We start from the raw sequence: 25,032 nt of genomic DNA, 5'->3' as shown, positions 1-25,032 counted from the left end.
GCCTTCATAAAGAAGGCCCCAATCGATACTTTTCAGTTCAACGAATTAGTTGTGCGAAACGACAATCAAACGCAGAGAATCAAGCTGTACCTGCGCTTTGGCAATGTACCCCGTCAGCTCGTCAATTTGTGTCTCAATCACTTGCAGCTCTTCATCACGAATATTTGGATTCACCGCTTTCAGTGCCTGAAGACGCTCTAGCTCGCCATTAAGGTTCGCCTGCATCTCTTTCTGAGCTTGATCTCGAACTTCTTCCACTTTAGGTAGCACTTGAGCTTCACCAGCTTCAATCAGCTTATGAATATCCGCTTGCACCGAGTTCACTAGCTTGCTTGCTAAATGGCGGTTCACAGGACTCAATTGACGGTTAAAGCCTTCAAATTCAACCTGTGAAGAGAGATCGTTACCACGCCCATCCATCATCAGACGAATCGGTGTCTTAGGTAAGAACTGGCTGATACCGCTGCGCTTAGGCGCCTGTGCATCAACAAGGTAAACCAACTCTAGAAGAATTGTACCGACAGGTAGTGCTTTGTTCTTCAACAGTGACACAGCTGAAGTACCCACGCCTTCACTCAATAGCAGATCAATACCACCTTGAATCATCGGGTGCTCCCAGCTGATGAAGTTCATATCTTCACGAGACAGCGCCGTATCACGGTCGAAGGTGATCGTTGCACCTTCGTATGGCAGACCTGGGTAGCTTGGAACCATCATGTGCTCAGATGGCGTTACTACCAGTGCGTTTTCACCCTTATCATCTTGGTTAAGACCGATGGTGTCGAATAGGCTAAGTGCAAATGTCACCAAGTTGGTGTCGCCATCAGTAGAAGCAATTTTCTCAGCGATTTCAGCTGCTTTCTCACCGCCGTTCGAGTGCATCTCAAGCAGTCGGTCACGACCTTTCTCAAGATCTGCTTTAAGGCTTTGGTTGAGTTTCGCCGACTCTTCAATCACTTCATCTAGCTGTTCAATGTTACCCGATGCTAGCATCTCAATCAGGTTTTCTGCGTATTTGTCGTAAACGGTGCGACCGGTTGGACACGTCTCACCAAACGCATTCAATCCTTCATCAAACCAACGTGCAAGAATCGCTTGCGAGGTACCTTTCAGGTATGGAACGTGGATATCGATATCACGCTGCTGACCGATACGATCAAGACGACCAATACGCTGCTCAAGCAAGTCTGGGTTAAATGGTAAGTCAAACATCACCAATTGGTTAGCAAACTGGAAGTTACGACCTTCAGAACCGATCTCACTACAGATCAGAACCTGAGCACCGCCCTCTTCTTGAGCAAAGTATGCCGCCGCTTTATCACGCTCTAGGATAGACATCCCTTCGTGGAATACCGTTGCACGAATACCTTCACGCTCACGCAGTGCCTGCTCAAGTTGTAGAGCTGTACTAGCACGAGATGCGATCACTAGGATCTTCTCGCTACGCTTCTCTTGGATCTTTTCTAGCAACCAATTCACGCGTGAATCGAATTGCCACCAGCTTGATTCTTCACCTTCAAACTCTTGGAAGATCTCTTCTGGATAGAGCATCTTCATCGCACGCGCTTCTGGTGTCATCTTGCCACCAATCATGCCCGATACGCGCATTGATGTGGTGTACTGACTTGGGATCTCCATTGGCAGTAGATGAACGTTACGCTTAGGGAAACCTTTAATCGCAGCACGAGTGTTTCTAAACAGAACGCGGCCAGTACCGTGACGATCCATTAGGTTATCAATCAGCTCTTGGCGAGCAATCGCCTGCTCTTCTTCTGGGCTATCGCCTTCGATAACACGGAATAGCGGCTCAACGTCCTGTTCAGACAGCAGCTCAGTGATTTGATTTTTCTGGCTATCTTCTAGCTTGATACCAGAGAACAATGCCGTTACCGCATCTGCAACAGGCGCGTATTGCTCTTCTTCTTCAACAAATGCGTCGTAATCATAGAAGCGATCTGGATCCAGCAGGCGTAGACGAGCAAAGTGGCTCTCACGGCCCAGTTGTTCAGGTGTCGCCGTCAGTAGCAGCACACCCGGTGTATTTTCAGCCAAGCCCTCTACCACTTGGTATTGGCGGCTTGGTTTGTCTTGGCTCCACTCTAAGTGGTGCGCTTCATCGACAACCAATAGATCCCACTCACCTTCCAGAGCTTGCTCGTAGCGTTTACGGCTCTTGCGCAGGAAGTCGAGTGAACACAATACATATTGCTGAGTATCAAATGGGTTGTCTGATTCTGCGAAGGCCTCAATACAGCGCTCTTCATCGAAGATAGAGAAATGCAGGTTGAAACGACGCATCATTTCTACCAACCACTGATGCTGCAGTGTTTCTGGTACCACAATCAGGATACGCTCAGCACGGCCAGAAAGAACCTGCTGATGGATAATCATACCTGCTTCAATGGTTTTACCTAGACCCACTTCATCAGCAAGCAGAACGCGAGGTGCGTGACGGCGGCCAACTTCATGAGCGATGTATAGCTGGTGAGGGATAAGACCTGCACGCATGCCACACAGACCGCGCATAGGGCTCTTGTGTTGCTGATATTGGTTGCTCAATGCACGGTAGCGCAGCACAAAGTTGTCCATGCGATCAATTTGACCGGCATAGAGCTTGTCTTGAGGTTTGTTAAAGCGGATCTGGTTGCTTAGGAAGATCTCACGCAAAGAAACACCGCTCTCTTCGGTGTCTTGACGAGTACCTAGATAGGTAAACAGGCCTTTCTCTTCAATCACTTCTTCAACAGACAGTGACCAGCCTTCCTGACATTCAATAACATCGCCAACATTAAACGTTACTCGGGTTACGGGAGCATCAGTACGTGCGTAAACACGATTCTCTTCTGACGCGGCAAACATTAGTGTCACTGTGCGAGCATCCATTGCTACAACGGTACCTAAACCTAAATCGCTCTCCGTATCGCTTATCCAGCGCTGCCCCAAAGCAAATGTCATGAATCGACTACCTCAATCTTATCTATGGAATTTGGTCATTTCAGCCATCAATTTCTTATCGGGACTTTGCAAATCCCAGAATAAAAATATAGCTAAAAATGCTTCGTTTGCAGCCACATTTCAATTAAGCGAATCAGATTCTATTGATTGAGAATATGGTGCAGAAAAAGGTCGCTAATCTTACTTGATGCTGTGATTTAGGTCACGCCAAAAGGTGATGATTTCATGCTTTTTTTCCGATTTCGTCTGTGCAATCAAACTGTCAAAAAAGCATGGCTATTCTAGAGAGCAAAGATTGCTGTTTTTGCATGAATGAACCATATTTAGAGTATCGGCAATATGGTGACATTCCTCTGGCTAAAGTTGGGCTAGGTTGTGAACTAACATGCTCATTAGGCTGTGATCCTAGCTGGCTTTATCCACGTTTATCTGTGATACAAGAAGCCGTATCTGGCAAGGAGATGCTATGGGCGAGACCAATCGGAAACTATTTGTTCTAGACACCAACATTCTACTTCACGAACCCTTCGCAATTTTTTCATTTCAAGAGCACGACGTTGTTATCCCGATGACAGTTCTTGAGGAACTCGACCGAATTAAAGACAGCAAAAGAGATGTCGCGCGCGACGCAAGAATCGCAATTCGCGCTTTAGAAGACCTCTTCAGAGACGCAACCCCGGATCAAATCTCTGAAGGGATCCCATTTTCCAAAGACTTAAGCAGCGCCTCAGGCAGCATTTCAATTCTTGCAGATTATGAGCTGCAAGAGAGCATCAAGGCATTCGCCGACGACAAAGCCGGTGACAATCGCATTCTTAATGCCGTGCTCTATCTCCAAAACAAACGCGCACCACGCGAAGTGGTGCTCATCACTAAAGACATCAACATGCGTCTACGTGCCAAAGGTGCCGGTGTACGCTTTGTTGAAGATTATCAGACAGACCAGCTGATTGATGATATCCAATACCTAACCAAGGGCTTTCAAACAATCGAGGGCGCGTTCTGGGATGGCATTGATAACGTTGATAGCCGAACTCTCGGTGGAAAAACCTATCACACCTTGGCACGTGGTCCATTTGAACCAACCTTTATCAATCAATATGTGATTGATGAAGATAGTGATTTTGCTGCTCGCGTTGCAGAGATAGAACCTGAAACCATCACGCTACAAGACATGAGTCGTGAGCGTTTGATGAACCGCCGTGCATGGGACATCACTCCTAAGAACATCTATCAGGGGATGGCAATTGATGCGCTACTCGACCCAGATATTGATTTAGTGATACTCACAGGAGCTGCGGGTAGCGGTAAGACATTGCTGGCAATGGCTGCTGCACTTGAACAAACCATCGAACGTAAACAGTTCGATAAGATCATCGTAACCCGAAACACACCTGACATCGGTGAGTCTATTGGTTTCTTACCCGGCACCGAAGAAGAGAAGATGCTACCGTGGCTTGCTGCGGTCACCGATACCCTGGAGGCACTGCACAAAAACGATCACTGCACCGAAGGTTCAATGAAATATATCTGTGACAAAGCCAACATTCAGTTTAAATCCATCAACTTCATGCGTGGTCGCTCGATTCAAAACGCCTTCGTGTTGCTTGATGAGTGCCAAAACCTCACCGCATCGCAGATTAAAACCATCATTACTCGCTGTGGTGAGGGCACCAAGATTGTCTGTTCGGGTAACCTCGCTCAGATCGACTCTTCCTACCTAACACCAGTCACGTCTGGCTTGACCTACATGGTCGAGCGCTTCAAAGACTTCGAAGGCAGCGCCAATATTCACCTCAATGGCGTAGTACGAAGCCGTTTGGCTGAGTTTGCTGAAGAGAATATGTAGTTCTAAACCTTACTAACAAATACGAAAAAGCGCCTCACTAGGAGGCGCTTTCTTTATTCATCAGGTGAGTCTAGATTACTCAGTACCACCAACAGTCAGTGAGTCTAGCTTCAACGTTGGCTGACCAACACCTACTGGTACACTTTGACCGGCTTTACCACACACACCTACACCACGGTCAATGCTTAGGTCATTACCGACCATAGATACTTGCTGCATCGCTTCGATACCAGAGCCAATCAATGTTGCGCCCTTCACTGGGTGAGTGATTTTGCCGTTTTCAATCATGTACGCTTCAGAAGCCGAGAATACAAACTTACCTGAAGTAATATCAACCTGACCGCCACCGAAGTTTGGAGCATAAATACCCTTATCAACGGTTGCGATGATCTCTTCCGGTGTATGCTCACCTGGCAGCATGTAAGTGTTCGTCATGCGAGGCATTGGAAGATGAGCGTAAGACTCACGGCGACCATTACCTGTCGGTGCAACGCCCATTAGGCGAGCGTTGAGCTTATCTTGCATATAACCTTTTAACACGCCGTTTTCAATCAAGGTATTGTACTGGCCATTTACACCTTCATCATCGACATTCAGCGAGCCACGTAGATTAGTCAATGTACCGTCATCAACAATCGTACACAGGCTAGAGGTTACTTGTTCGCCAACTTTTCCAGAGAAAACTGAAGACTCTTTGCGGTTGAAATCACCCTCGAGACCATGGCCTACCGCTTCGTGCAGTAGCACGCCCGGCCAACCAGAGCCAAGAACCACTGGCATTGCACCTGCAGGCGCAGCAACTGCCTCAAGGTTAACAAGAGCCTGACGAATCGCTTCATCAGCAAATTGATACGCCACTTGAGTACCATTATCATCACTCAAAAAGAAGTCGTAACCAAAACGACCACCGCCACCAGCACTGCCTCGTTCGCGACGATCGCCTTTCTGCGCTAACACGCTAATAGACAGACGAACCAATGGGCGAATATCACCAGCGTAGGTGCCATCTGTTGCAGCTACTAGCATCTGCTCGTGCACACCACTTAGGCTGATCGATACCTCTGTTACCATTGGTTCTTTGGTACGAATATAAGCATCTAGCGCTTTAAGCAGTTCTGTTTTCTGCTGCTTTTCCCAGCTTGCTAGCGGGTTTACTGCATCATAGTAAGCTTGGTTCATGTTGCGCTTGAACGCTTGTACTTTGCCGTTTTGGCCCTGCTTTGCAATACCACGAGCCGCAATCGCACTCTGCTTAAGACCTTCTAATTGAATTTGGTCTGAGTAGGCAAAACCGGTCTTCTCTCCCGCAACCGCACGCACGCCAACACCACAATCGATATTGAAAGATCCATCCTTGATGATGCTGTCTTCTAGGACAAGAGATTCATGCCAGCTCGACTGAAAGTAGATATCAGCATAATCAATCTGGCGGGTAGCAATGCTCGCCAATGTATCTGCGATATTTTGCTCCGTAAGCCCTGTCGGGTTAAGTAGCGCTTCTTCAATTTGATTGATGCTCATAAATGGCTCTTATTTGTAATTAAAATTGGTGTGTAAATCGAGAGTGTTGAACGATCGGCATATTCTGTCTAATAGGCTCGCAGCTGGTCGTATCCAATTCGACAACCATACTTTCCGGCTCTTGGCCGAGTTGAGCGACCACTCTCCCCCATGGATCTATCACCATGGAGTGTCCCCAAGTCTCTCGCTGACAAGGGTGTTTGCCTCCCTGCCCAACTGCGACGACCCAAGATTGTGTTTCTATCGCACGGCAGCGCAATAAAGCTTCCCAGTGCGCTTCGCCAGTTACCGCAGTAAAAGCAGCAGGCACTAACATAATTTGTGCACCCTGATGTCTTAATTCAGAATAAAGGTGCGGAAAGCGCACATCATAGCAAATACTCAAGCCTAAGCGACCGAAAGGTGTTTCCGTAGTGACCACGCGATCACCTGGTGTAAAAATATCGGACTCTCGATAACATTTGTGGGCATCAGCGACATCGACATCGAACATGTGCAGCTTATCGTAATGAGCAACAACAGTACCAAAGTCGTCAATCACCAGCGAGGTGGTAGTAACACCAGCATCTGTCTTAATAGGCATACTACCGATAACAATCCACACACGGTGCTGCTTAGCTAACTCACACACCTGCGCTTGCAATGGCCCATGACCTAATGGTTCTGCGTGTTGGTGGTAGTCTTGCTTACTACCAAACACCAAGGCATTCTCAGGGCAAACCACCCACTTGGCGCCATGTGCTTTACACTTGATTATCTCTTGAGTGAGGAAAGCTATGTTCTCACTCGGATTCGGCCCTGAAGTCATCTGAATCAAGCCAACACTGTCCATGTGTTTTACTCCTATTTCATCCTTTACTCAGTCCAAACAACTTATTGTTATTCGGACTTTATTTAGCCATATCTCTCAGTTTTTCTGGCAGCTTGAATTCACCTTTACTCCGCGAAAGCTCACTCACGGTTGGTGAATCAAGCGGTCCTTTAACCGAATAATTCACTTGGGTAAATACCTCTACAACCGGCGAAATTACAGTGGTAATCGCAAGTACATAGAGCGCAGTTTGTGGCGTTACAGCAAATGCAGTCAAAACTGGAATGCCTGATGTAATGTCTGGGGTAAAATTCACTTCAGCATCAACTAAACGACTATTGAGGTTAGCAATACCTTTTATCTTCATCTCACCCGCTACCGCGTCCATTCTCAGGTCGTTGGTCAGGAAGATACCGTTTTGGAACTCACCCGTACCGGTAATACTATTAAACGCCATGCCTTTGTCGAACACATCGGAAAAGTCGAGCTGCATTTTGCGAATGATCGAATCAAGGCTAAACAAGCCAAGCAGTCGCGCGGCACCACTAACATCAGAGATAATCCCTTTGCCCAGCTCGGTCTCTACCTTGCCATCCAGCGTATCGATCTTAATGCCCCACGGTGAACCGTCCCACTCAAGTTGGGCTTGCATCGAAAATGGGGCTTTTTGGATACCAGAAGTAATACCAAAACGCTCCATCAGCTCACTATTATTCTCGCCTTCAACATCAACATTCAGTGCCGAATGACTCTTTGTATCCGTTAACGCCCACCAGCCACTCAGATCCGCTTTATTGTTGCCGCTACGCACTTGGATCTTGTTCCATTCAATACGATCATCTTTACGCTGTAGCTCAACATCAACTTTGCCGACCTTGTATCCCTGCAACCAAAAATCTTTGATCATTAGAGTCAGGTTTGGCATTGCATCATGAACTTTTCTATCGAGCTCTGAGATCAGTGGAGAGTCTTCATCCATGCGCTGCAAGAGCTGATCTTCACTCTTCTTCTCACTCCAACCCGGAACAAACAGGTGCAAGCGATCTAAGGAAACTGTTAAGTCATAAGGTGCTAAATAGTTGATATCACCTTCTACTTCCTGACTTGAAACCTGCATCTGCCAAGCTAGCTTGTTTTTGCGTGCACTAAATTCAACATCATTCCACGCAATCCCACCAAGAGTCAGCTCTTTGCTCTCAAGCGTGATTCGGTTTGGCGCAGGAATCGTTGGTGTATTCATCTGGCTCAGCACCGCGGTTGACGGTTTAACTGGCTCCATCACCACTTCGAGCCAATCATCAAGATTAAACTCATCAGTACGGATTAATGCATGATGTCCTACTACTGGACTGATCTTAAAGCCACCACGCCCAAGTACTAAATTGGTCGCCGTAAGAACCGGTACTTCACCTGTAATATCAATTTCGGTTTGATACTTAGTATTTGGCAACTGTAGACGAGCTGTAATTGACTCCTGATTACCCGACGCCTGTAATCTAGCTGTGCCTTTCTCAAGCGTACTCTTTGAAAGTGGGTAAGGATAATCACTCGCCAAATAAGTTAAGTCTGACTTTAAGTCTAGTTGATATGTGAAGCCTATGTCGTTGAGTTGTATATCGATATTGGATTGCCATGGAGCATGTCCAGACAAACGACTCAGCCACTGTTCTCCGATGTAAGGTTCGAGCGGTTTAACATCCCAATCGCCTAACACATCAATCCCAACCGCATAACCAGGGCCATCATTTTGCCCTGTGAAATCAACAGAAATGCCCTGAGTTAGCAACTCAGCAGATAAACCTGTTGCGGTAACCACATCATTATCAAACTCAATACGACCAGTGGTGTTTTCCAGCACCATTGGCGGCGCTTCAATCTGAACATGATTGCCTTTTAGGTCGGCATAGCCCCAAGCTCTTGGCTCACGGCTGCTATCAAACGGAATATCAAGTTGGAATTCAGAGTAAACATCCCCACTTACTTGCAACGCCGTTAACGCAGCACCGACCGAGTCCACCAGCGGAGACGCCGTCATATAATCGCGAACTGCATTGCCCGTTGCCGTTGCTTTGGCTTCGATCTCGATATGACCGCCTTCACCAAGATAGGGAATACGCCCTGTAATACGATCGGCAGTGACGTCCATCAATTGTGCCGAGCGAGAATCAAGGTGCATCGCATCGTTTTCAAACAACAGATCGAGTTGTAGATCGGTGATCAGTGGCCACGCGGTATCGAAACTGAACTTCACATCCTCAAGCCCAACCCAGATCTGAAAAATCCCATCGTTGTTCGAGTAAGGGAATTGTGCCAGCTCACCATGCCAAAGTAGTTTGACAGAGTTTGATCGACCAGCTTGAATTGCCGTCGATAGGTAATCGGTAAGATCTTGACCTAAAGCCAAGGTTGGCAGGTAACGCCACGTTTCACCCACGTTGTAAGCATCCGCTTCGCCATAGAAAGAAAGGTACGGGCTGGCATCATTCGGAAAATCGAGACGAAACGCGCCAAGCACCTGCAGGTCCGGCGTTGCAGCAGTCACTTTATCTGACCACAATTTCCAACCTTTCTCGTCTTGCTGCCAAACAATATCGACTTGCCCTTGCTTGATATTGAGTGGAGCCTGAAATACCTCCCCATACGGGAAAACATCATCAATCACGTTGATACTGGCTTTGGCCTCAGTCGTTGAACCAAAAACAGAACCTGACACTTGGCTAAACCCAGGCAGCAGCTCCCACTGCTCCATAGCCAGCTCAGAGAAGTTTGCTGAATAACGTAAGCTCTCGATATCACTTCCCATCGAAATGCGAATATCTTCAACAAGACCACCTGGAGATAGCTTATCAACCAGTTCATTAGAATTTTCAGAGTCCGGAAGCAGTTTAATCAACGGAGTAAGAGCGGCGATATCTAATTCAGAGACGTTAAGTTGCCAAGGACCTTTCTGCCAATTGAATGCAACATCCAGTTCAGGCCAAGCATGGTCATCGGTACGCAGATTAAGTGAGTGACCATTCACTTGCCAACCTAAATCGGTGGGTGTGAGCTTGAAGGTCCCCGACTCAATCATCAGTTCGTGATAACCATCTTCATTCCAAGCCAGTTCTGACGGAAGCACCTCAACATAAGCATCAACAGGCTTACTGTTTTTCAAGGTTAACCAGCTATTTAGGCTGACATTACCTGTCTCAATCCCAGACTCAGCTTGCATGTAGCGCGTCAGCCAAGGTTTTACAGAGATATTTTCAGCACTAACATAGAACTGACCGGTCACATCCGTGAGTGAACCACCATCGATAAAGTTAGCGCTTACTGACAAAGAGTTAAGGTTTGCATCTTTAATGCTGACCACACCCTCAGCAAGGTGGTGCTTGCCAGAGTTCTGCCACTTAAGGGTTTCGATATCGAGTTGACGCTCTTCATCAGAAACGGTTCGATAAAGTAGAGAGGAATCCTTGGCTGTAACATCAACCAAGGTTTTCAATAGAAGATTGTCGAGCTCTTTAATCACTCGCCCAGATGAATCTGTATTTTGCTTCTCGGTATCAGCACTATTACGAGCTGCGAACAGATCGATAGAGCGAATATCGAGATACATCCCGTTCATCACTAAGTCGGCAACCACAGGGCGCATTTGAATCGCCGACTGAACCAGATCGAACTCGACTTCAACGGTTTCAACTGAGAAAGTGACGTCTTCAGCTTGTGCAAGATTGGCATGAACGCCTTTCAATGCAATCGAAGGGTGAGTATTACGCCAAAAGCCACTCACATCTTGAATAGAGAATTCAAAACCTGAATGTTGGTTTACCCACTGTTCAATCTCAGATTGGTATTTATTCAGGTTAGGGAGCGCAACACGTAAAGTGGTTACTGCAATGGCAAGTGCCACAAGCAAAGTAACCACTAACCATAAACATGCACGCAGTAGCTGAGTAACACTAGAGCTCACAAAGTATCCATTACATCATAACAACGTCAAACTGCTCTTGAATATACAAAGGCTCAGCTTGAATTTTAACTTGTTTACCAATGAAGACCTCAAGCTCAGCCAGTGCATGAGACTCTTCACCCTCAAGGGCTTCGGCTACCGCAGGGGCAGCATAAACCACGAATTTATCCGCATCGTACGCGCGATTCACTCGAGTAATTTCACGTAGAATCTCGTAACACACCGTCTCAACCGTTTTCACACTGCCACGTCCTTCACAAGCAGGACAGCTTGAACAAAGGATATGCTCAATGCTTTCACGTGTGCGTTTACGCGTCATTTCAACCAAGCCTAGCTGGGTAAAGCCATTGATATTGGTCTTTACGCGATCTTTATCGAGCGCCGACTCTAGTGAAGTAAGTACACGCTTACGGTGCTCTTCAGACAGCATATCGATGAAGTCAATAATGATAATGCCACCAAGGTTACGCAGGCGCAGTTGACGAGCAATCGCCTGTGTTGCTTCCACGTTGGTATTAAAAATTGTCTCTTCAAGGTTACGACGACCAACAAAGGCACCCGTGTTAATGTCTACCGTGGTCATGGCTTCCGTTTGGTCGATAATTAGGTAGCCACCAGATTTGAGCTCAACCTTACGGTCCAATGAACGCTGAATCTCATTCTCGGTGTCGTACATATCGAAAATCGGCTTATCGCCCTCATACAGTTCTAACTTGCTAGTCAGCTCTGGTACGTACTCTGAGGTAAACTCTTTTAGGTTTTCAAACTCTTGGCGTGAATCAACTTGAATCTTGCTTAGTTCAGTACCGACAAAATCACGCAGGATACGTTGGCTCAGGCATAACTCACCGTATAAGCGAGTGCGTGCTTTATGCTTACCACGGCGCTCCAAGACTTTTAGCCACAAACGCTTCAGGAATGCCGCATCTTGCTCAAGTTCGTGAGCATCAGCACCTTCCGCAGCCGTGCGGATGATAAAGCCACCGTGTTCATCACAGTAACGAGAAACAACCTTCTTAAGACGATTACGTTCTGACTCACTATCGATACGCTGAGAAACGCCTACATGGCTAGCACCAGGCATAAAGACAAGATAGCGAGAAGGAAGGGTAATGTCGGTGGTTAGACGTGCGCCTTTGGTGCCGAGCGGATCTTTAACAACCTGCACAACAATGTCTTGTCCTTGACGAACAAGCTCTGAAATATCACGAACCTGAAACTGCTTTTTCTCATTCTCTGCCACACACTCCGTGTGAGGAACGATATCTGAAGCGTGCAAAAACGCGGCTTTTTCAAGACCAATATCGACAAATGCTGCCTGCATACCCGGAAGAACGCGGCTGACACGTCCTTTGTAGATGTTTCCTACAATGCCACGACGAGCATCTCTTTCAATATGGATCTCTTGAAGAGTTCCCCCTTCAATCATAGCCACACGAGTTTCACTCGGGGTCACGTTCAGCAACAATTCAGCACTCATGGTGCACCTCAGATTAGTAAAATTATAAGAATTCTTGCAGTAGCTGGTCCGTTTCAAATAAAGGTAAGCCGACAACGGCGTAATAACTACCTTCGATTCGGGTGACAAATCGTCCACCCAAACCTTGGATTCCATAGCTACCTGCTTTATCGCATGGCTCCCCTGTTTGCCAGTATTTTTCTATTTCTTGTTCACTGAGGGGCTTAAACCATACGTCGGTAATTACGATTTCTGTTTTGTGTTTGTCTGCAGAAACCACAGACACAGCCGTCATCACTTGATGGCGTTGATCTGACAGCTGAGTGAGCATGCGCTTACAGTCGGCTAAATCACTTGGCTTTTCTAGCACCTGGCCTTGGCTGACTACCACAGTATCTGAGCCTAAAACGACTATATTGTCTGAACCTAAAGAAGCAGTATTATCTGAACCTAAAGACACTGTGCTGTCTGAGTTAGGCTCTTGCTCTGCTATCAAGTTCAATGCTGCTTTGGCTTTATCAAGCGACAGCCTTTGGACATACGTTTGTGCATCTTCATCCGGCTGTTGTTGCTCTTCAATATCGGTGACGAGAACAGAAAACTCGTAACCCAATTGTGTGAGCAGCTCTTTACGACGTGGCGAGCCAGATGCCAAAACGAGCGATGACTTACTCATATTCCTTTACCTCACATGCCAATGGCGACGCACGCGACGCATCAACAAAAACATCCAAGGCCAAAGTATACAGTTAATCAATGCACTCCATAGTGATAATGGATTAAAAACAACGTCTTGAATCAAATATTCACCAAAGAAGATCAATACTTCAAACAAAACGGTCAACGCCGCTATGATCATCGCTTGTTGCCAAAGCGCCATGTTGCGAATAACAAGGAAGTTCATCGCAATAATGTACATCACGATCGAGAGCATCATGCCACGAATGCCTAGCGTGGAACCGATCAACAAATCCCAAAGCAGGCCAAGAATCAGAGCGCTTCCCACGTTAACACGGTGTGGCAGAGCCAATACCCAGTAACAGGTTACAAGCAGTAACCAAGATGGGCGAAACAGGTCTAGGCTACCTGGCCATGGAATCGTTTGAAGTATCAGGGCAATCAGAAGCGAGCAAGCGATCACTAACTTACTTCTTAATACGCTATTGGCCATTGTCACCCTCTAACATGGTTTGTTCTATATTAGTCTGATCTGCTTGCATACGCTTGTTTTCATCAGGCCAAATCAATAGCAGGTAACGAAGTTTATCAAACTCAACCACAGGTTCTGCTTTGATTACTGCAAACTCACGTTTCGGATCGTAATCAACCGACGACACGTAAGCCACTGGGTAGCCTTCTGGATAAACACCACCCAAACCAGATGTCACAAGCATGTCTTCTTGCTGGATATCGGTACTGGTTGGAATATGCTGAAGTTCGATCTCATCGATCTTGCCGTTACCTGATGCGATCACTCGAATGTCATTACGGATCACCTGAACCGGAATCGCGTTGTTAGCATCAGTAAGCAGTAAGACACGACTATTGTGTGCTGCTACAAAGGTCACTTGACCAACAATACCTTTCTCATTGATCACCGGCTGGCCTTCATAAACACCATCGATCTGACCTTTATCGATGACCACTTGATGACGATACGGCGAGGTGTCTACAGCCATTACTTCAGTGACAACCTTCTTCTCATCACGAATAAAAGGTGAACCAAGCAACTTACGCAGGCGTTTATTCTCTTCTTGATATTGCTCTAGCAGGATTAACTCACTCTTAAGGTGAAGCACTTCGCGCTTAAGAGAGTGACTTGATTCAATCAGACCTTTACGAGTATTAAAACGCTCATAAACACCATCAAACATGGTTCGCGGTAGATTAGCAGCGTATTGAATTGGCGCTACCATGCTGTTCAATAGATAGCGGACATTTGAGAAAGCATCTAAACGACTATCAGCCAGCATAAGGCTGGCTGATATAATTACAGCAAAAAATAGGCGCAATTGTAGAGAGGGACCTCTACCAAAAATTGGCTTCATTCTATGTTGGTCCTAGGGCTACATTTGATCCTTTAGACAAAGTCCTAGGCTCTCAGCTGGCATAAGAGACGAAAGAGCCTAAAACTCAATGATTACTCTTCGCTGAACAGGTCGCCGCCGTGCATGTCGATCATCTCTAGGGCTTTACCGCCACCTAGAGCAACACACGTTAGTGGCTCTTCTGCTACAACAACAGGAATGCCTGTTTCTTCAGTTAGCAGACGGTCTAGATCTTTAAGTAGTGCACCACCACCTGTCAGAACCATACCGTTTTCTGAGATATCTGAAGCAAGCTCTGGTGGACACTGCTCAAGTGCAACCATTACCGCTGAAACAATACCAGATAGTGGTTCTTGTAGCGCTTCAAGGATCTCGTTTGAGTTCAAGCTAAAGCTACGTGGCACACCTTCAGCAAGGTTACGACCGCGTACTTCGATCTCTTCTACTTCATCGCCAGGGTATGCTGAGCCGATCTCATGTTTGATCTTCTCTGCCGTTGCTTCACCAATCAAGCTGCCGTAGTTACGACGAACGTAGTTGATGATCGCTTCATCAAAACGGTCACCACCGATGCGAACTGAAGATGAGTAAACCACACCGTTTAGTGAGATAACCGCAACTTCCGTTGTACCACCACCGATATCAACAACCATTGAACCGGTTGGTTCTGAAACACGTAGACCTGCACCGATTGCTGCCGCCATTGGCTCATCGATTAGGTATACCTCGCGAGCACCCGCACCCAGTGCAGATTCACGGATTGCACGACGCTCAACTTGGGTAGAACCACAAGGAACACAAACAAGAACGCGAGGGCTTGGCTTAAGAACGCTGTTGTCATGCACTTGCTTGATGAAGTGCTGAAGCATTTTTTCTGTTACGTAGAAGTCTGCAATTACGCCATCTTTCATTGGGCGAATCGCTGAAATATTACCAGGCGTACGACCTAGCATCTGTTTTGCTGCGTGACCAACAGCAGCAACACTCTTTGCAGAACCCACACGATCTTGGCGAATAGCTACAACTGAAGGCTCATCAAGAACGATGCCTTGGCCTTTTACATAAATAAGGGTATTGGCAGTACCTAAGTCAATCGATAGGTCGTTTGAAAACATGCCACGAAGTTTTTTAAACATATTCTTCGCTCATCCTGCAAGAATTAGAAGACAAAAATTGCACTAAATGTACCAATGCCTTGCTGTAACGGCAAGGCATTGAAGTATAAACATGGGCTGAAACCCGCATTTTCTTACAGATTCCTAACTTAGCGCGTGAAAATTATATTATCGCTGACCTGTTAGACCACTTTCTCCTCGGTAGATCACGCGATCGTTACCGCGGTAGATACCGAATGTGACGACAGTGGAAGGATCCTCATCACCAAGCTGTCGCCAGTTGTAGCGCAACCATGCTTGTCCTTCATTACTACCTAAACATGAAATATCATTTTCACCCGATTTCTTCGATGGATTACTATCATCCATTCTCAACCACAAACGAGCTTGTTCACGCGGTGAGTCCACACCAACCGCTGTGTTTTGACTGGCGTTGATATCATCTTCACCATCTGAGACCGTGCCGTTACCATTGAAGGAAGCGTTGGTTGTTGTCTTACTCTCACTATGCCAGATAACCTGCTTACAATAATTTGCATCATTGAAGGTGCTCTTATCGTCATCTGTATTCACCTCGAAGTCACTACCGTCCCAGAATTCGGCTCGAAGTGGAATAGTTAAGGTCGCTCCAGAGTTGCCGCCAATATCATCGAGAGCCATTCGTCCATAACGAGCAGGAGGCTGAACAGGGAAAGCAGCAGAGCTTGTTACTGGATCTGTATCAGTGAATGACACTGGATCAGTACCAGTTACCGTCAAACCAAAATTGGTTACGGTGGCGTTTCCGCTTGATGTATTAAACGGACGGTCTCTACGGCTTACATTACCAGTCATGTGACGCTTCAACATAGCGTTGTCGTCGTCCAACAACCAATTCACCCGACTCGTATCCCATGTTCCTGACGTTGTATCTAACACGAAGTCATTATCTACGTTGCTGTCGTCCAAAACACCAAACTTAGCTTGGAGTGTAGAACTAAAGAAGCGATAGTTATTAAGCGCCTTAGCGGTATCACTTTGGCCCGCTGCCATAGGATAAACTCTATGTATCGCAGAGTCATAAGGCTGACTTAAGTACGCAATATTATTTTGGCCTGCAACAATCCATTCATTGGTGTCTTGCACAAAGTACTTAGGATAGAAGCGGCCAATCGTCTGAATATCTTGTTGTAAGTTCTCTTCAAAATAAACAGCATCCGATTTTAAGTTCAATGATCCTACTTCTTGCCAAGACAAATTAATTGTCTTTTGACGAACATTACTCACCTTGTCCCCAGGAATGAATGAATAATCACCAGGGAAGTTGGATGGATCCAAGTTACTCAGGGTACCTGTATTTGGATAAGCTAATTCAAAAGTCAGTTTAAGAGGAGCAATATGACCTGTTTCCGTAAAATAATTATACGTAGTTTGATAGTTACACTCATCAACTGGTAGCGTAGTGTAGAAGTCAGGGTGAACTATCGGTTTAAAAGACGCTTTAAAACTGCTGCCTGCAGAAACAAACCCACCATCTACATCATCTGTTTCCGCAGGATTCACTATCGTCCCATCAATATTTTTCACGTCACAGATAGCCAACTTCCATGGTCGAGACTCTACGTCAAAAGAGCCCGTGAGTTGACTATTACCATCGATAGGGCAGCCAACCACACCTGAACAATCAAAAGAACTATCAGTAAGCTTAACAGTAAACAAGCCAGACTCAGATATAGTGAAAGTATCTTGGGTTATTCCCTGATCATCGCTAGAAAAAACAGGGGAGTAATCTAAAGATCCGTCAACTCCACTTGTCGGCAGGTTACGTGTATGCATAACTGTTGGAGTCCCAGTGTAATTAGTAACTACAGTAGTACCACTATCGTTACAAGCCAAGACCTTGGCTGTGACATCATATTCTTTTCCAGCAATCACGTTTTGATCATCAACCGCAAATTTAAAAGGCACGTATTTAATGGTGCTTGAGTCACTTTTTGAAGGGTCATCATCCATCGTTATTACTAAGCTGTAAGTCTGACTCAAATCAATATTGGCAACATTGTTAACCGTAATTTTTAGTTGTAACGCCCCTATGTTTGCAGATAAACCACTAGAATTAAAATTTGGATACGCACCGGAACCAACTCCATTATGAACAGCAATAGTAAAATCATCTGCGTTACTTGCAGGCAGAATACTCGCTGTAACAGGCAGACTCTCTAAAACATTGTTATTTGTCGTATTGATTGTAAATACTGGTTGGTCTGTACCGCACATTAATGAGTAATCTGACTCGGGAGTCATTGTAATATTGTAATCATCAGAAGGTTCAAAGCACTTGTTCGTGGCTATGATCTCAGAACCATTGTTTAAGGTTATGCTTTTTGCAGTAACAGCCCCTTCAACCACTGCGTTGTTATTCAAGATAACGTTTTTTTCACTATATAATAAACCGACAAATTTGGAGTTATTTGCTAAATCAACCCGAGAGTGGATAACGCCACCGTTATAACTAAGATCGTGGACGTAAACCGTTAATTCACCGTCATCTAGCGCCGAGAAATTGGAACCATTACTTAAAGCAAAGCCTTTCGTATGTATTTCAACAGCGTTCCCCGGAGGTATTTCTATGTCACCAATGACATTAATACTATCAATCCAGTACGTCCCTGTTTTAAAAACTAGTGTCGCATTACTATTTATAGTTAATGTCCCAATAGATTCGTTATTTTGAAAAGTTCTCGTTTGGTTGTTCTGTACCGTTACTGTTTCCAACCCAGAATCTGGAGTTTGGAAGCTTTCTAATTGTTGTTTAGTTACACGCAACCCGGTATCACCAAAACACTCCGTTCCATCACACCCCTTGCTTTTGCGATCCGTTACATCAGGTTGAGCAAAGCCAATATATCTTTTGCCACCAGATATAGGAGCTCCTGATATATTTGCATTATTTTCAATGGTTATTGATCCATGGTTATTACTAGTCCATGTTTGAGCGGGCGATGGAAACAACTCACAAATCTCAGACAATGGAGGCTTATCAAATAGAAAATACGAATAGGGCTCTACAACGTGGGCACGTTCAAAATCTTGAGTCAAATCTTCCTCGTTGATTAAAGCAACACCCTTTTTCGATACTGAACAGCGCCTCAGCCAGCCGCCATTGTTACCATTACGTGTACGCTTTGACGCGAGCAATGTCGGGATACCAGAAAAACCAGAGGCTGAAAATTCTTGTACAAGCTGACAACCTTCTGTGATTGGTTTGATAACCCTATCATCGATATTCAGTGTATTTGATGTTGATCCTTGACCAAGCCAAAATTTCTGTCCATTTATAAACCCTTCCCCTAGCCCTGCGACAAAAGCAACTTGTTCATTACTAGGAAGCTGAGCATTAGATGAAACTTCTGAGCGATCAAGGACTAGATTAAATGCACTTGTTGTCGGGTTTAGAGCAATTGGGGTTAACCAAACAGGAGTGCTACCTTGCATATTGCTCAAGCTTTGAATCTGTACTAAAACGCCCGGAGAAGAGCTAAAATTGGATGATAAGCCAAAATCACTGAATCGCACCGACTTACTCTTATTAGAACCACCACCTGCATTGGAATAAGTACGGTTATAATCAACGGTTCCTGCGACTAACTTCGCCCCACTATCAAACTCCAGTACGCCAGGTTCAATGACCAAATAATCGATATTTTCCATTGGAGCATCAACGTACTCCACTAAAGGATCACTGGCATTAGTGCTACATCGCCACTGCCCTTTGTTATTCTGTCTCAAACGAACACACGCCGCATAATGGGGCGGAAGTAGCTGCTTTATCGTTGCCTGAGTCGATGAAATAGACCAAACTCGGAGATCAGAAGGGTATTCTGTCGTTTTTGTCGTAAAGTCTGAACGACTAGCATTAATTGTCGACATAACAAAAACTAAAGGAGGTGAGCTGTAAGAGTTCTCAAATTCAATATCACACGTAACCGCTGGTCCTTGAACGATACATTTATCCGCTGGAATCGTGCCAAATTCAAATTGAGGGTTAGTATTAGTATTGGCTGACAACAACTGAGAAAAAGTGAGTAGTAACAACCCAATCAATAATTGTTTCATCAAATTATTCCCCTCTCACCCAAACTTCTTGAATACGCTGCACTTGATTAATACCAGAGCCACAGGTTGTTGTTGATTCAATTTTGAAAAAGCCGACGCCATCTAGAACCCCAATCTCATCACAAGTAAGTGAGTTCACATTGCAGATCGTCGACATACCGTGGCTAACCTGATTGGCATTTAAGTTGGTACAAACCGTTCTTACACTTGACGAAACTGCAGGAGAAACGGTGAGCGGATACACCTGAGTCAATGCCCACTCATTGGCAGAGTGTGCCAACAACCATGCTTGTGTACCGAGCTGCTTGCGAGTCAAAGTGTCGTGGTTGCTCCACTGAACTTGAACAAGTGACGTAGCAAGAAAGCCCATCACCACAATCACAAATATGGCGATAACTAAAACACTGCCCTGTTGATTCGATTTTTTATGGCGCATTGAGTACCTGCACATCTTGTTGGTAAACACTGATCTCACTATTTTGTTCGAGGACTAAGTCTATATGGATGACCCCGCCACGCTGCAAACTTGGCTCTTCATATCGAAAACTACTTTCTGCGAAGTTAATACTATCTGCGACTCTTATACCATTACGCTCGATCACGCCCTGGTTTTCTGTCGTGTTATTCACTAAACAGTAACTAACAGAATCACTGCTGTCATATATATAGTGGCGTAGCGCAACCGATTGACTGCTCAAATTAACCGAAGTCGCAGTAAATACATTATTTGTAGATACCAGTCCTGACACTAGAATTCGTTTTGTCGAACCTGCGCCCAAGTCAGCATAAGTGGTTGGGTTTATGATTAAATAATCATCGTTGTCGAGGATGGGAGTATCTTGCCCGATAATGAAATCTAGGTTGTTGCTGTTCTCATCATAATGATAAAAGCCTGAATATTTGATGGCGTAGAACGTTAAACACTTCTGAGCAAACGCCGAGGCAGGTGTAATACTTGTATCAAAGCTGTTGGGCACTGCGTGACTGATCTCGCGAGACATCTTCTCAACCACAAACTGTCCTTTTACTTGGACTTTTTGGCGGTCAATGGTCTCAGCGTAGCCTTTCATTCCGTACTCAACAAAACCTGCGATAGCTAATCCAATCACCCCAACCACTACGATGGTCACAATCATCTCAATTAGGGTAAAACCACGATTCTTCATCAGTAGTTCCCCTTATACGCAGCCAAAGTATATTGGTTATTGCCACCGAATATATTGAGCTCTACTCGCTTAAGAGTACCGATGGCGTTATCGTTAATACCATCCATGTTTTGATCGTAAAACACAGAGATTTCTACACGGAAGTTCGCGTAGCTTCCTGCAATATTCTCATCGAGGATGTTGGCCAACTCATACGTTGGCGTGGACTGACAAGCTGATTGAGTTGAGGCCGTATACCAGCACCCAATGTAGTCATCAATATCGTTAAAAGAGGCAGGCATGGACTCTGTACCATCAACACCTAAATCGTCAGGGTTGGTACACGCTGTCGCGCCTGCATCGCCACAGCGTATTGAGCCACCGTCAAAATCACTGTGCTCGTCAAACCCTCTCGCTAGAATTTGATTCATCAAGCTCTGCCCTAGTGCAACGGATCGATTTTGATACTGTGGGTCAGCCGAACTTGCGACTTGTGGGACAAGAAAGCTGGTAATAGTCACCATAGCGATACCCAGTACGACAATCACTACGATACTTTCTATAAGAGTAAAGCCACGTACACGCATCATAGGCAGGCTCCTTCACTCACATAACCTTGTGAGTTAATGCAGACCTGAGCGCTGTTACTAGAGGTGGTGGAGTTAATGGTAATGTTGACACCAGAACTGACTGATGGGTTACCTAGTAGATCAAAATCAACCACAGTGTTAGCTGGAGTAAAGGTGATTCCGTCTTCGCGGACATGGTCGCTGCGCGCTTCTGCTTGCTGTCTTTGGGTTGAATTAGCGAGGTTAAGATTACAAGCTGTGACGGAGCCTAAACAGTCGCTATTGATGGCCAGTCGAAAACTATCATTGGCCGCTGACACGTTTGACTGCATTCGATTGACTTGGATCTGACGGATAACCGAGATGGCCTGCTCTTGAGCTGAGAATGTAGAAAAGCTTGAAGTACCGACGAAACGGCTCGCAGCAAAAGTAGAAATGATGCCGAGTATGATGATGACAATGATCAGCTCTACAAGGGTAAAGCCTTTACTTGGGAGACTTTTCTTCATCACAAACCTCTCACTACGGTGTGACTTCGAGTATACAAGATATTGATATATAGGACGGTATTACTACCAATTGTTTTAACAGTAATGTGTAGTAGATAGAAAAAAGGCCAGCAGGAGCTGGCCTCGAGGTAAAGTCTAAAACTATGGTGCAGTACATTCAGAAGCAGTATCTGTAACTACGATTACTGGAGCTGTATTAGCGTCAGCAGCTTCTGTGTATTTTACACAACTAGTTTTGTAATCTTTGATACCGAATGTTACGACACTACCGGCTGTAACATCTTTGATGAATGTAAAGTCATCGCTTGAATCAGAACCAATGCCTTGTACGATTGCAGCAATAGCTGTAGATGTTGCTTCAGGGTAACCGAATGCAACATTAACTGTTGCGCCACCAGCACTTACAGCGCCTGATGCGTTTGCCTCAATACCATCAATTGCCGACTTACCATAAATAATGCCTGATGCACCTTGGATAGCGCCAGCTAGACCTTCCAGCGTTGCATTTTTTGCATCATCTTGCAGGTTTAGGAAACGTGGTGCTGCAGTTACAGCAAGAATACCTAGGATAACAATCACTACCACTAATTCGATTAGGGTGAAACCGCCTTGTTTTTTCATAGTTTAGCTCTCTCTATGTTTATAATGCAGTGTTACTGCAACGTTACGGTCACACGACCAGTTTTGACTTCATAAACAAACTGATGTCCAGTATTACCTTCTAGTTGAACGTAAGTACAGGTCGCATCGCTTGTATTCGCTTCCGCTGAGTACTTGTAGTTGCTGTCACTCGCCACTACATCTACATCCCCTACTTTTGGTGGGTTTTGCAGTAGATTATCCATCAGCTCAGAACAAATTACGTTAGTTAGGCTTTGTGGAAATGAAGTTGAATCTTCATTGATTGCCCAAGGATAGCCATCACGAAAATCAGTATCTACATTGTTACTGTTCTTCGATCTTGTTAACCAAAAATCAACACCATCATAATTTACAGTATTGTATGTTTCAACCCCAATTGTCGTTGTTGGGCGAGCTTCTGCTTCCCATTGCGCACGAGCCGACAAAACTGCCGTCGCAAAGCCACCAGCGACACCTTCAATGCTCGATTTTTTCGCTTCGTCAGTCACATCTAGAAATTTAGGTAGCGCTGCAACAGCCAATAAACCGACAACCACAATCACGATAACTAATTCGACAAGGGAGAAACCCTTTTGATTTTTAAGCATTTTCTACCTTCCCATCTAATTACTAATGCGCATTATACATATGCACGCCCATAAAACCATAGGAAAACTGTCAATATTTTTACTAAGCCAAAATATTGGCCTTAACGCGAAAACGTTCACCTTTGAGTAAAATCTCTATTTGGTGTTTTTCGGTATATTGGTAGCGACAGTGGTACTCAAATTGATCGCTCAAGTTCTCAATTTTAGGACTATCTAAACCTAAAACTCGTCCATCAGGATATAACTGCTCTAACCAATAATCACAGCTTACATCGCTCTGATCAATAGGTAATAACCAACCTGTTCGGCTATAACTGAGTGGCTCTCCTAAGTCGTTCATTTGTCGATGACCATTCAGAAGATACTGCTGCTTATAAAGGTTAGCGCGGTCTAATATACGCTTGCTCGCCACTATCAAGGCGGTGTTCGTCGCCTCAGTTTCTACCGAGCGCCACGCGGTCAACAACCCAGTAATAATAGACAGAATAACCACACTCCAAATGACAAAACGTGAGCGTCGTAGGTTATTTATCATTCACTAACCTTTGATTGCATCGAGCATGCCCCACATCGGCAAGAAAATACCCAGAGCCAGTATCAGCACCATACCTGCAACGATCACCAATAAGATAGGTTCGATACGCGCTGTCAGGGTCTTCAAATCGTAATCCACTTCTCGGTCATAAAAATCTGACACCTCTAGGAGTAGCTCATCAATACGACCTGTCTCTTCACCCACTGAAATCATTTGTATCACTAGTGGTGTGAAAATTTCGCTATTAATGGCCGTAGATGAAACGGTACTACCTGCTTCAATGGCTGACTTCATCTCTTGGACACGCAGTTCTAAGAATCGGTTATCCAAAGCTTCTGCTGACAGAGCCAGAGATTGGTTCAATGGCACACCCGCTTTAAGCATCAGAGCAAAGGTTCGTGAGAAACGTGATAACAGCGCTCGGTTAACCACTCCACCGATCACCGGCATCTTGAGACGGAATCGGTCCCATGTCTCTAAGCCTTTATCAGTTTTCACCCAAGTCTTGAACGCGAAAATCAAACCGACAATTACGCCAACCATAAACACCCAGTAGTTGACGAAGAAGTCCGACATACCAATCAAAATTCGAGTGGGCAGTGGCAGATCAACGCCAAAACGAGCGAACATGGTTGTGAACTGAGGAATCACCTTGATGTTCAAAACAAACATCGCGACCAAGATAAAGCTGATCACGAAAGTTGGGTAACGCATCGCCGTTTTGATTCGCTTACGAGTCTCAACCTCTTGCTCATAGTAACCGGCAAGTTGAAGCAAGGCCTGATCCAGTCGACCCGTGTTTTCACCAACCCCGATCATTGAAACAAACAACGGACTAAACACTTTAGGGTGCATCTGCATCGATGCTGAAAGACCACGACCATTGGTAAGCTCGGTACTTACCTCTTCAAGGGCGGCTTTAAGTTGCTTATTCTCACAGTTCTGTGTGAGCCCCTTCATAGAGCGCAACAAAGGCACACCAGCTTTGGTCAAGCTATATAGTTGACGACAGAAAAGCACCAAAACTTCCAAGGGAACGTTTGGAGAGAACAGACTAGAGACATCCATCTCCAATACAGACTCACCACTTTTTCCGAGTTTAATCGAGGTTGGAATGATCCCTTTACCCATCAAACTTTCAGCAGCAAGCTCTTCACTATTTGCTTCTAATTGCCCGGAAACCTGACGCCCGTCGGAACCGCGACCAACATAACGATAAGTTGGCATACTCTATACC

The 25,032-nt window shown here is 45.3% G+C and carries 19 protein-coding genes; 1 reads left to right on the top strand and 18 read right to left on the bottom strand.

Features of this window, described 5'->3' with window-relative positions; translation table 11 throughout:
- Window positions 1–45 precede the first annotated feature (45 nt).
- Window positions 46–2,955, bottom strand: a complete 2,910-nt coding sequence (gene rapA / locus VFDL14_RS03615) for an RNA polymerase-associated protein RapA (RefSeq protein ID WP_032553017.1) — start codon at window positions 2,953–2,955, stop codon at window positions 46–48.
- Window positions 2,956–3,421: 466 nt separating this feature from the next.
- On the opposite strand from rapA, the gene VFDL14_RS03620 reads away from it, so the two are divergent.
- A complete protein-coding gene (locus VFDL14_RS03620) occupies window positions 3,422–4,804 on the top strand; it encodes a PhoH family protein (protein WP_032553016.1) in 1,383 nt (460 codons plus the stop codon).
- Window positions 4,805–4,879: 75 nt separating this feature from the next.
- Here VFDL14_RS03620 and tldD read toward each other — a convergent pair whose 3' ends face one another.
- The 17 genes from tldD to VFDL14_RS03705 all read right to left on the bottom strand — a co-directional run bounded on the left by tldD (window position 4,880) and on the right by VFDL14_RS03705 (window position 25,022).
- Window positions 4,880–6,325 (bottom strand): metalloprotease TldD, encoded by a 1,446-nt coding sequence (gene tldD, locus VFDL14_RS03625; protein ID WP_032553015.1) that lies wholly within the window; start codon window positions 6,323–6,325, stop codon window positions 4,880–4,882.
- A gap of 19 nt (window positions 6,326–6,344) precedes the next feature.
- Window positions 6,345–7,157 (bottom strand): carbon-nitrogen hydrolase family protein, encoded by an 813-nt coding sequence (locus VFDL14_RS03630; RefSeq protein WP_032553014.1) that lies wholly within the window; start codon window positions 7,155–7,157, stop codon window positions 6,345–6,347.
- A gap of 58 nt (window positions 7,158–7,215) precedes the next feature.
- A complete protein-coding gene (locus tag VFDL14_RS03635; protein ID WP_032553013.1) occupies window positions 7,216–11,091 on the bottom strand; it encodes a YhdP family protein in 3,876 nt (1,291 codons plus the stop codon).
- Between the two features lie 10 nt (window positions 11,092–11,101).
- The gene (gene rng, locus VFDL14_RS03640; protein WP_032553012.1) at window positions 11,102–12,571 is read right to left on the bottom strand and encodes a ribonuclease G; all 1,470 of its coding nucleotides are present in this window, start codon (window positions 12,569–12,571) and stop codon (window positions 11,102–11,104) included.
- A gap of 22 nt (window positions 12,572–12,593) precedes the next feature.
- Entirely contained in the window at window positions 12,594–13,226 is a 633-nt protein-coding gene (locus tag VFDL14_RS03645) for a Maf family protein (protein ID WP_032553011.1), read from the bottom strand.
- A gap of 6 nt (window positions 13,227–13,232) precedes the next feature.
- Complete coding sequence (mreD, locus tag VFDL14_RS03650; RefSeq protein ID WP_032553010.1) at window positions 13,233–13,721, bottom strand: rod shape-determining protein MreD; 489 nt, start codon at window positions 13,719–13,721, stop codon at window positions 13,233–13,235.
- Window positions 13,711–14,598 carry a rod shape-determining protein MreC gene (gene mreC, locus VFDL14_RS03655; protein ID WP_032553008.1) on the bottom strand — a complete coding sequence of 296 codons (888 nt, stop codon included), beginning with the start codon at window positions 14,596–14,598 and terminating at the stop codon, window positions 13,711–13,713. The genes mreD and mreC overlap by 11 nt, the downstream gene beginning before the upstream one ends.
- Window positions 14,599–14,690: 92 nt before the next feature.
- Window positions 14,691–15,734 (bottom strand): rod shape-determining protein, encoded by a 1,044-nt coding sequence (locus tag VFDL14_RS03660; RefSeq protein WP_004740843.1) that lies wholly within the window; start codon window positions 15,732–15,734, stop codon window positions 14,691–14,693.
- Between the two features lie 147 nt (window positions 15,735–15,881).
- On the bottom strand, window positions 15,882–19,808 hold the full coding sequence (locus VFDL14_RS03665; protein WP_327196345.1) for a DUF6701 domain-containing protein: 3,927 nt from the start codon (window positions 19,806–19,808) through the stop codon (window positions 15,882–15,884).
- 4 nt (window positions 19,809–19,812) lie between these two features.
- The gene (locus tag VFDL14_RS03670; RefSeq protein ID WP_032553006.1) at window positions 19,813–20,244 is read right to left on the bottom strand and encodes a hypothetical protein; all 432 of its coding nucleotides are present in this window, start codon (window positions 20,242–20,244) and stop codon (window positions 19,813–19,815) included.
- Window positions 20,234–20,974, bottom strand: a complete 741-nt coding sequence (locus VFDL14_RS03675) for a prepilin-type N-terminal cleavage/methylation domain-containing protein (RefSeq protein ID WP_032553005.1) — start codon at window positions 20,972–20,974, stop codon at window positions 20,234–20,236. The genes VFDL14_RS03670 and VFDL14_RS03675 overlap by 11 nt, the downstream gene beginning before the upstream one ends.
- Entirely contained in the window at window positions 20,974–21,543 is a 570-nt protein-coding gene (locus tag VFDL14_RS03680) for a type IV pilus modification PilV family protein (protein WP_032553004.1), read from the bottom strand. The genes VFDL14_RS03675 and VFDL14_RS03680 overlap by 1 nt, the downstream gene beginning before the upstream one ends.
- Window positions 21,540–22,031: a prepilin-type N-terminal cleavage/methylation domain-containing protein gene (locus VFDL14_RS03685; protein ID WP_032553002.1), complete on the bottom strand. Its 492-nt coding sequence runs from the start codon at window positions 22,029–22,031 to the stop codon at window positions 21,540–21,542. The genes VFDL14_RS03680 and VFDL14_RS03685 overlap by 4 nt, the downstream gene beginning before the upstream one ends.
- Window positions 22,032–22,172: 141 nt before the next feature.
- A complete protein-coding gene (locus tag VFDL14_RS03690) occupies window positions 22,173–22,652 on the bottom strand; it encodes a type II secretion system protein (RefSeq protein WP_032553001.1) in 480 nt (159 codons plus the stop codon).
- Window positions 22,653–22,684: 32 nt separating this feature from the next.
- Window positions 22,685–23,260, bottom strand: a complete 576-nt coding sequence (locus VFDL14_RS03695) for a prepilin-type N-terminal cleavage/methylation domain-containing protein (protein ID WP_032553000.1) — start codon at window positions 23,258–23,260, stop codon at window positions 22,685–22,687.
- Between the two features lie 82 nt (window positions 23,261–23,342).
- Complete coding sequence (locus tag VFDL14_RS03700; protein ID WP_032552999.1) at window positions 23,343–23,795, bottom strand: hypothetical protein; 453 nt, start codon at window positions 23,793–23,795, stop codon at window positions 23,343–23,345.
- 3 nt (window positions 23,796–23,798) lie between these two features.
- Entirely contained in the window at window positions 23,799–25,022 is a 1,224-nt protein-coding gene (locus tag VFDL14_RS03705; RefSeq protein ID WP_032552998.1) for a type II secretion system F family protein, read from the bottom strand.
- Between the last annotated feature and the right edge of the window lie 10 nt (window positions 25,023–25,032).

The organism is Vibrio fortis (assembly GCF_000695685.1).
Classification (GTDB): domain Bacteria; phylum Pseudomonadota; class Gammaproteobacteria; order Enterobacterales; family Vibrionaceae; genus Vibrio; species Vibrio fortis_A.
Note: the sequence above shows the minus strand (reverse complement) of the source record. Positions and strands in the feature narration are given on the sequence as shown.

Excerpts from the sequence above, each read along its gene's own strand:
- VFDL14_RS03705 (WP_032552998.1), bottom strand. The coding sequence starts at position 25,022 with ATGCCAACTTATCGTTATGTTGGTCGCGGTTCCGACGGGCGTCAGGTT.
- VFDL14_RS03670 (WP_032553006.1), bottom strand. The coding sequence starts at position 20,244 with ATGCGCCATAAAAAATCGAATCAACAGGGCAGTGTTTTAGTTATCGCC.
- tldD (WP_032553015.1), bottom strand. The coding sequence starts at position 6,325 with ATGAGCATCAATCAAATTGAAGAAGCGCTACTTAACCCGACAGGGCTT.
- VFDL14_RS03695 (WP_032553000.1), bottom strand. The coding sequence starts at position 23,260 with ATGCTTAAAAATCAAAAGGGTTTCTCCCTTGTCGAATTAGTTATCGTG.
- VFDL14_RS03630 (WP_032553014.1), bottom strand. The coding sequence starts at position 7,157 with ATGGACAGTGTTGGCTTGATTCAGATGACTTCAGGGCCGAATCCGAGT.
- rng (WP_032553012.1), bottom strand. The coding sequence starts at position 12,571 with ATGAGTGCTGAATTGTTGCTGAACGTGACCCCGAGTGAAACTCGTGTG.
- VFDL14_RS03685 (WP_032553002.1), bottom strand. The coding sequence starts at position 22,031 with ATGAAGAAAAGTCTCCCAAGTAAAGGCTTTACCCTTGTAGAGCTGATC.
- mreC (WP_032553008.1), bottom strand. The coding sequence starts at position 14,598 with ATGAAGCCAATTTTTGGTAGAGGTCCCTCTCTACAATTGCGCCTATTT.
- VFDL14_RS03690 (WP_032553001.1), bottom strand. The coding sequence starts at position 22,652 with ATGAAAAAACAAGGCGGTTTCACCCTAATCGAATTAGTGGTAGTGATT.
- mreD (WP_032553010.1), bottom strand. The coding sequence starts at position 13,721 with ATGGCCAATAGCGTATTAAGAAGTAAGTTAGTGATCGCTTGCTCGCTT.
- VFDL14_RS03660 (WP_004740843.1), bottom strand. The coding sequence starts at position 15,734 with ATGTTTAAAAAACTTCGTGGCATGTTTTCAAACGACCTATCGATTGAC.
- VFDL14_RS03620 (WP_032553016.1), top strand. The coding sequence starts at position 3,422 with ATGGGCGAGACCAATCGGAAACTATTTGTTCTAGACACCAACATTCTA.
- VFDL14_RS03675 (WP_032553005.1), bottom strand. The coding sequence starts at position 20,974 with ATGAAGAATCGTGGTTTTACCCTAATTGAGATGATTGTGACCATCGTA.
- VFDL14_RS03645 (WP_032553011.1), bottom strand. The coding sequence starts at position 13,226 with ATGAGTAAGTCATCGCTCGTTTTGGCATCTGGCTCGCCACGTCGTAAA.
- VFDL14_RS03680 (WP_032553004.1), bottom strand. The coding sequence starts at position 21,543 with ATGATGCGTGTACGTGGCTTTACTCTTATAGAAAGTATCGTAGTGATT.
- rapA (WP_032553017.1), bottom strand. The coding sequence starts at position 2,955 with ATGACATTTGCTTTGGGGCAGCGCTGGATAAGCGATACGGAGAGCGAT.
- VFDL14_RS03700 (WP_032552999.1), bottom strand. The coding sequence starts at position 23,795 with ATGATAAATAACCTACGACGCTCACGTTTTGTCATTTGGAGTGTGGTT.
- VFDL14_RS03665 (WP_327196345.1), bottom strand. The coding sequence starts at position 19,808 with ATGAAACAATTATTGATTGGGTTGTTACTACTCACTTTTTCTCAGTTG.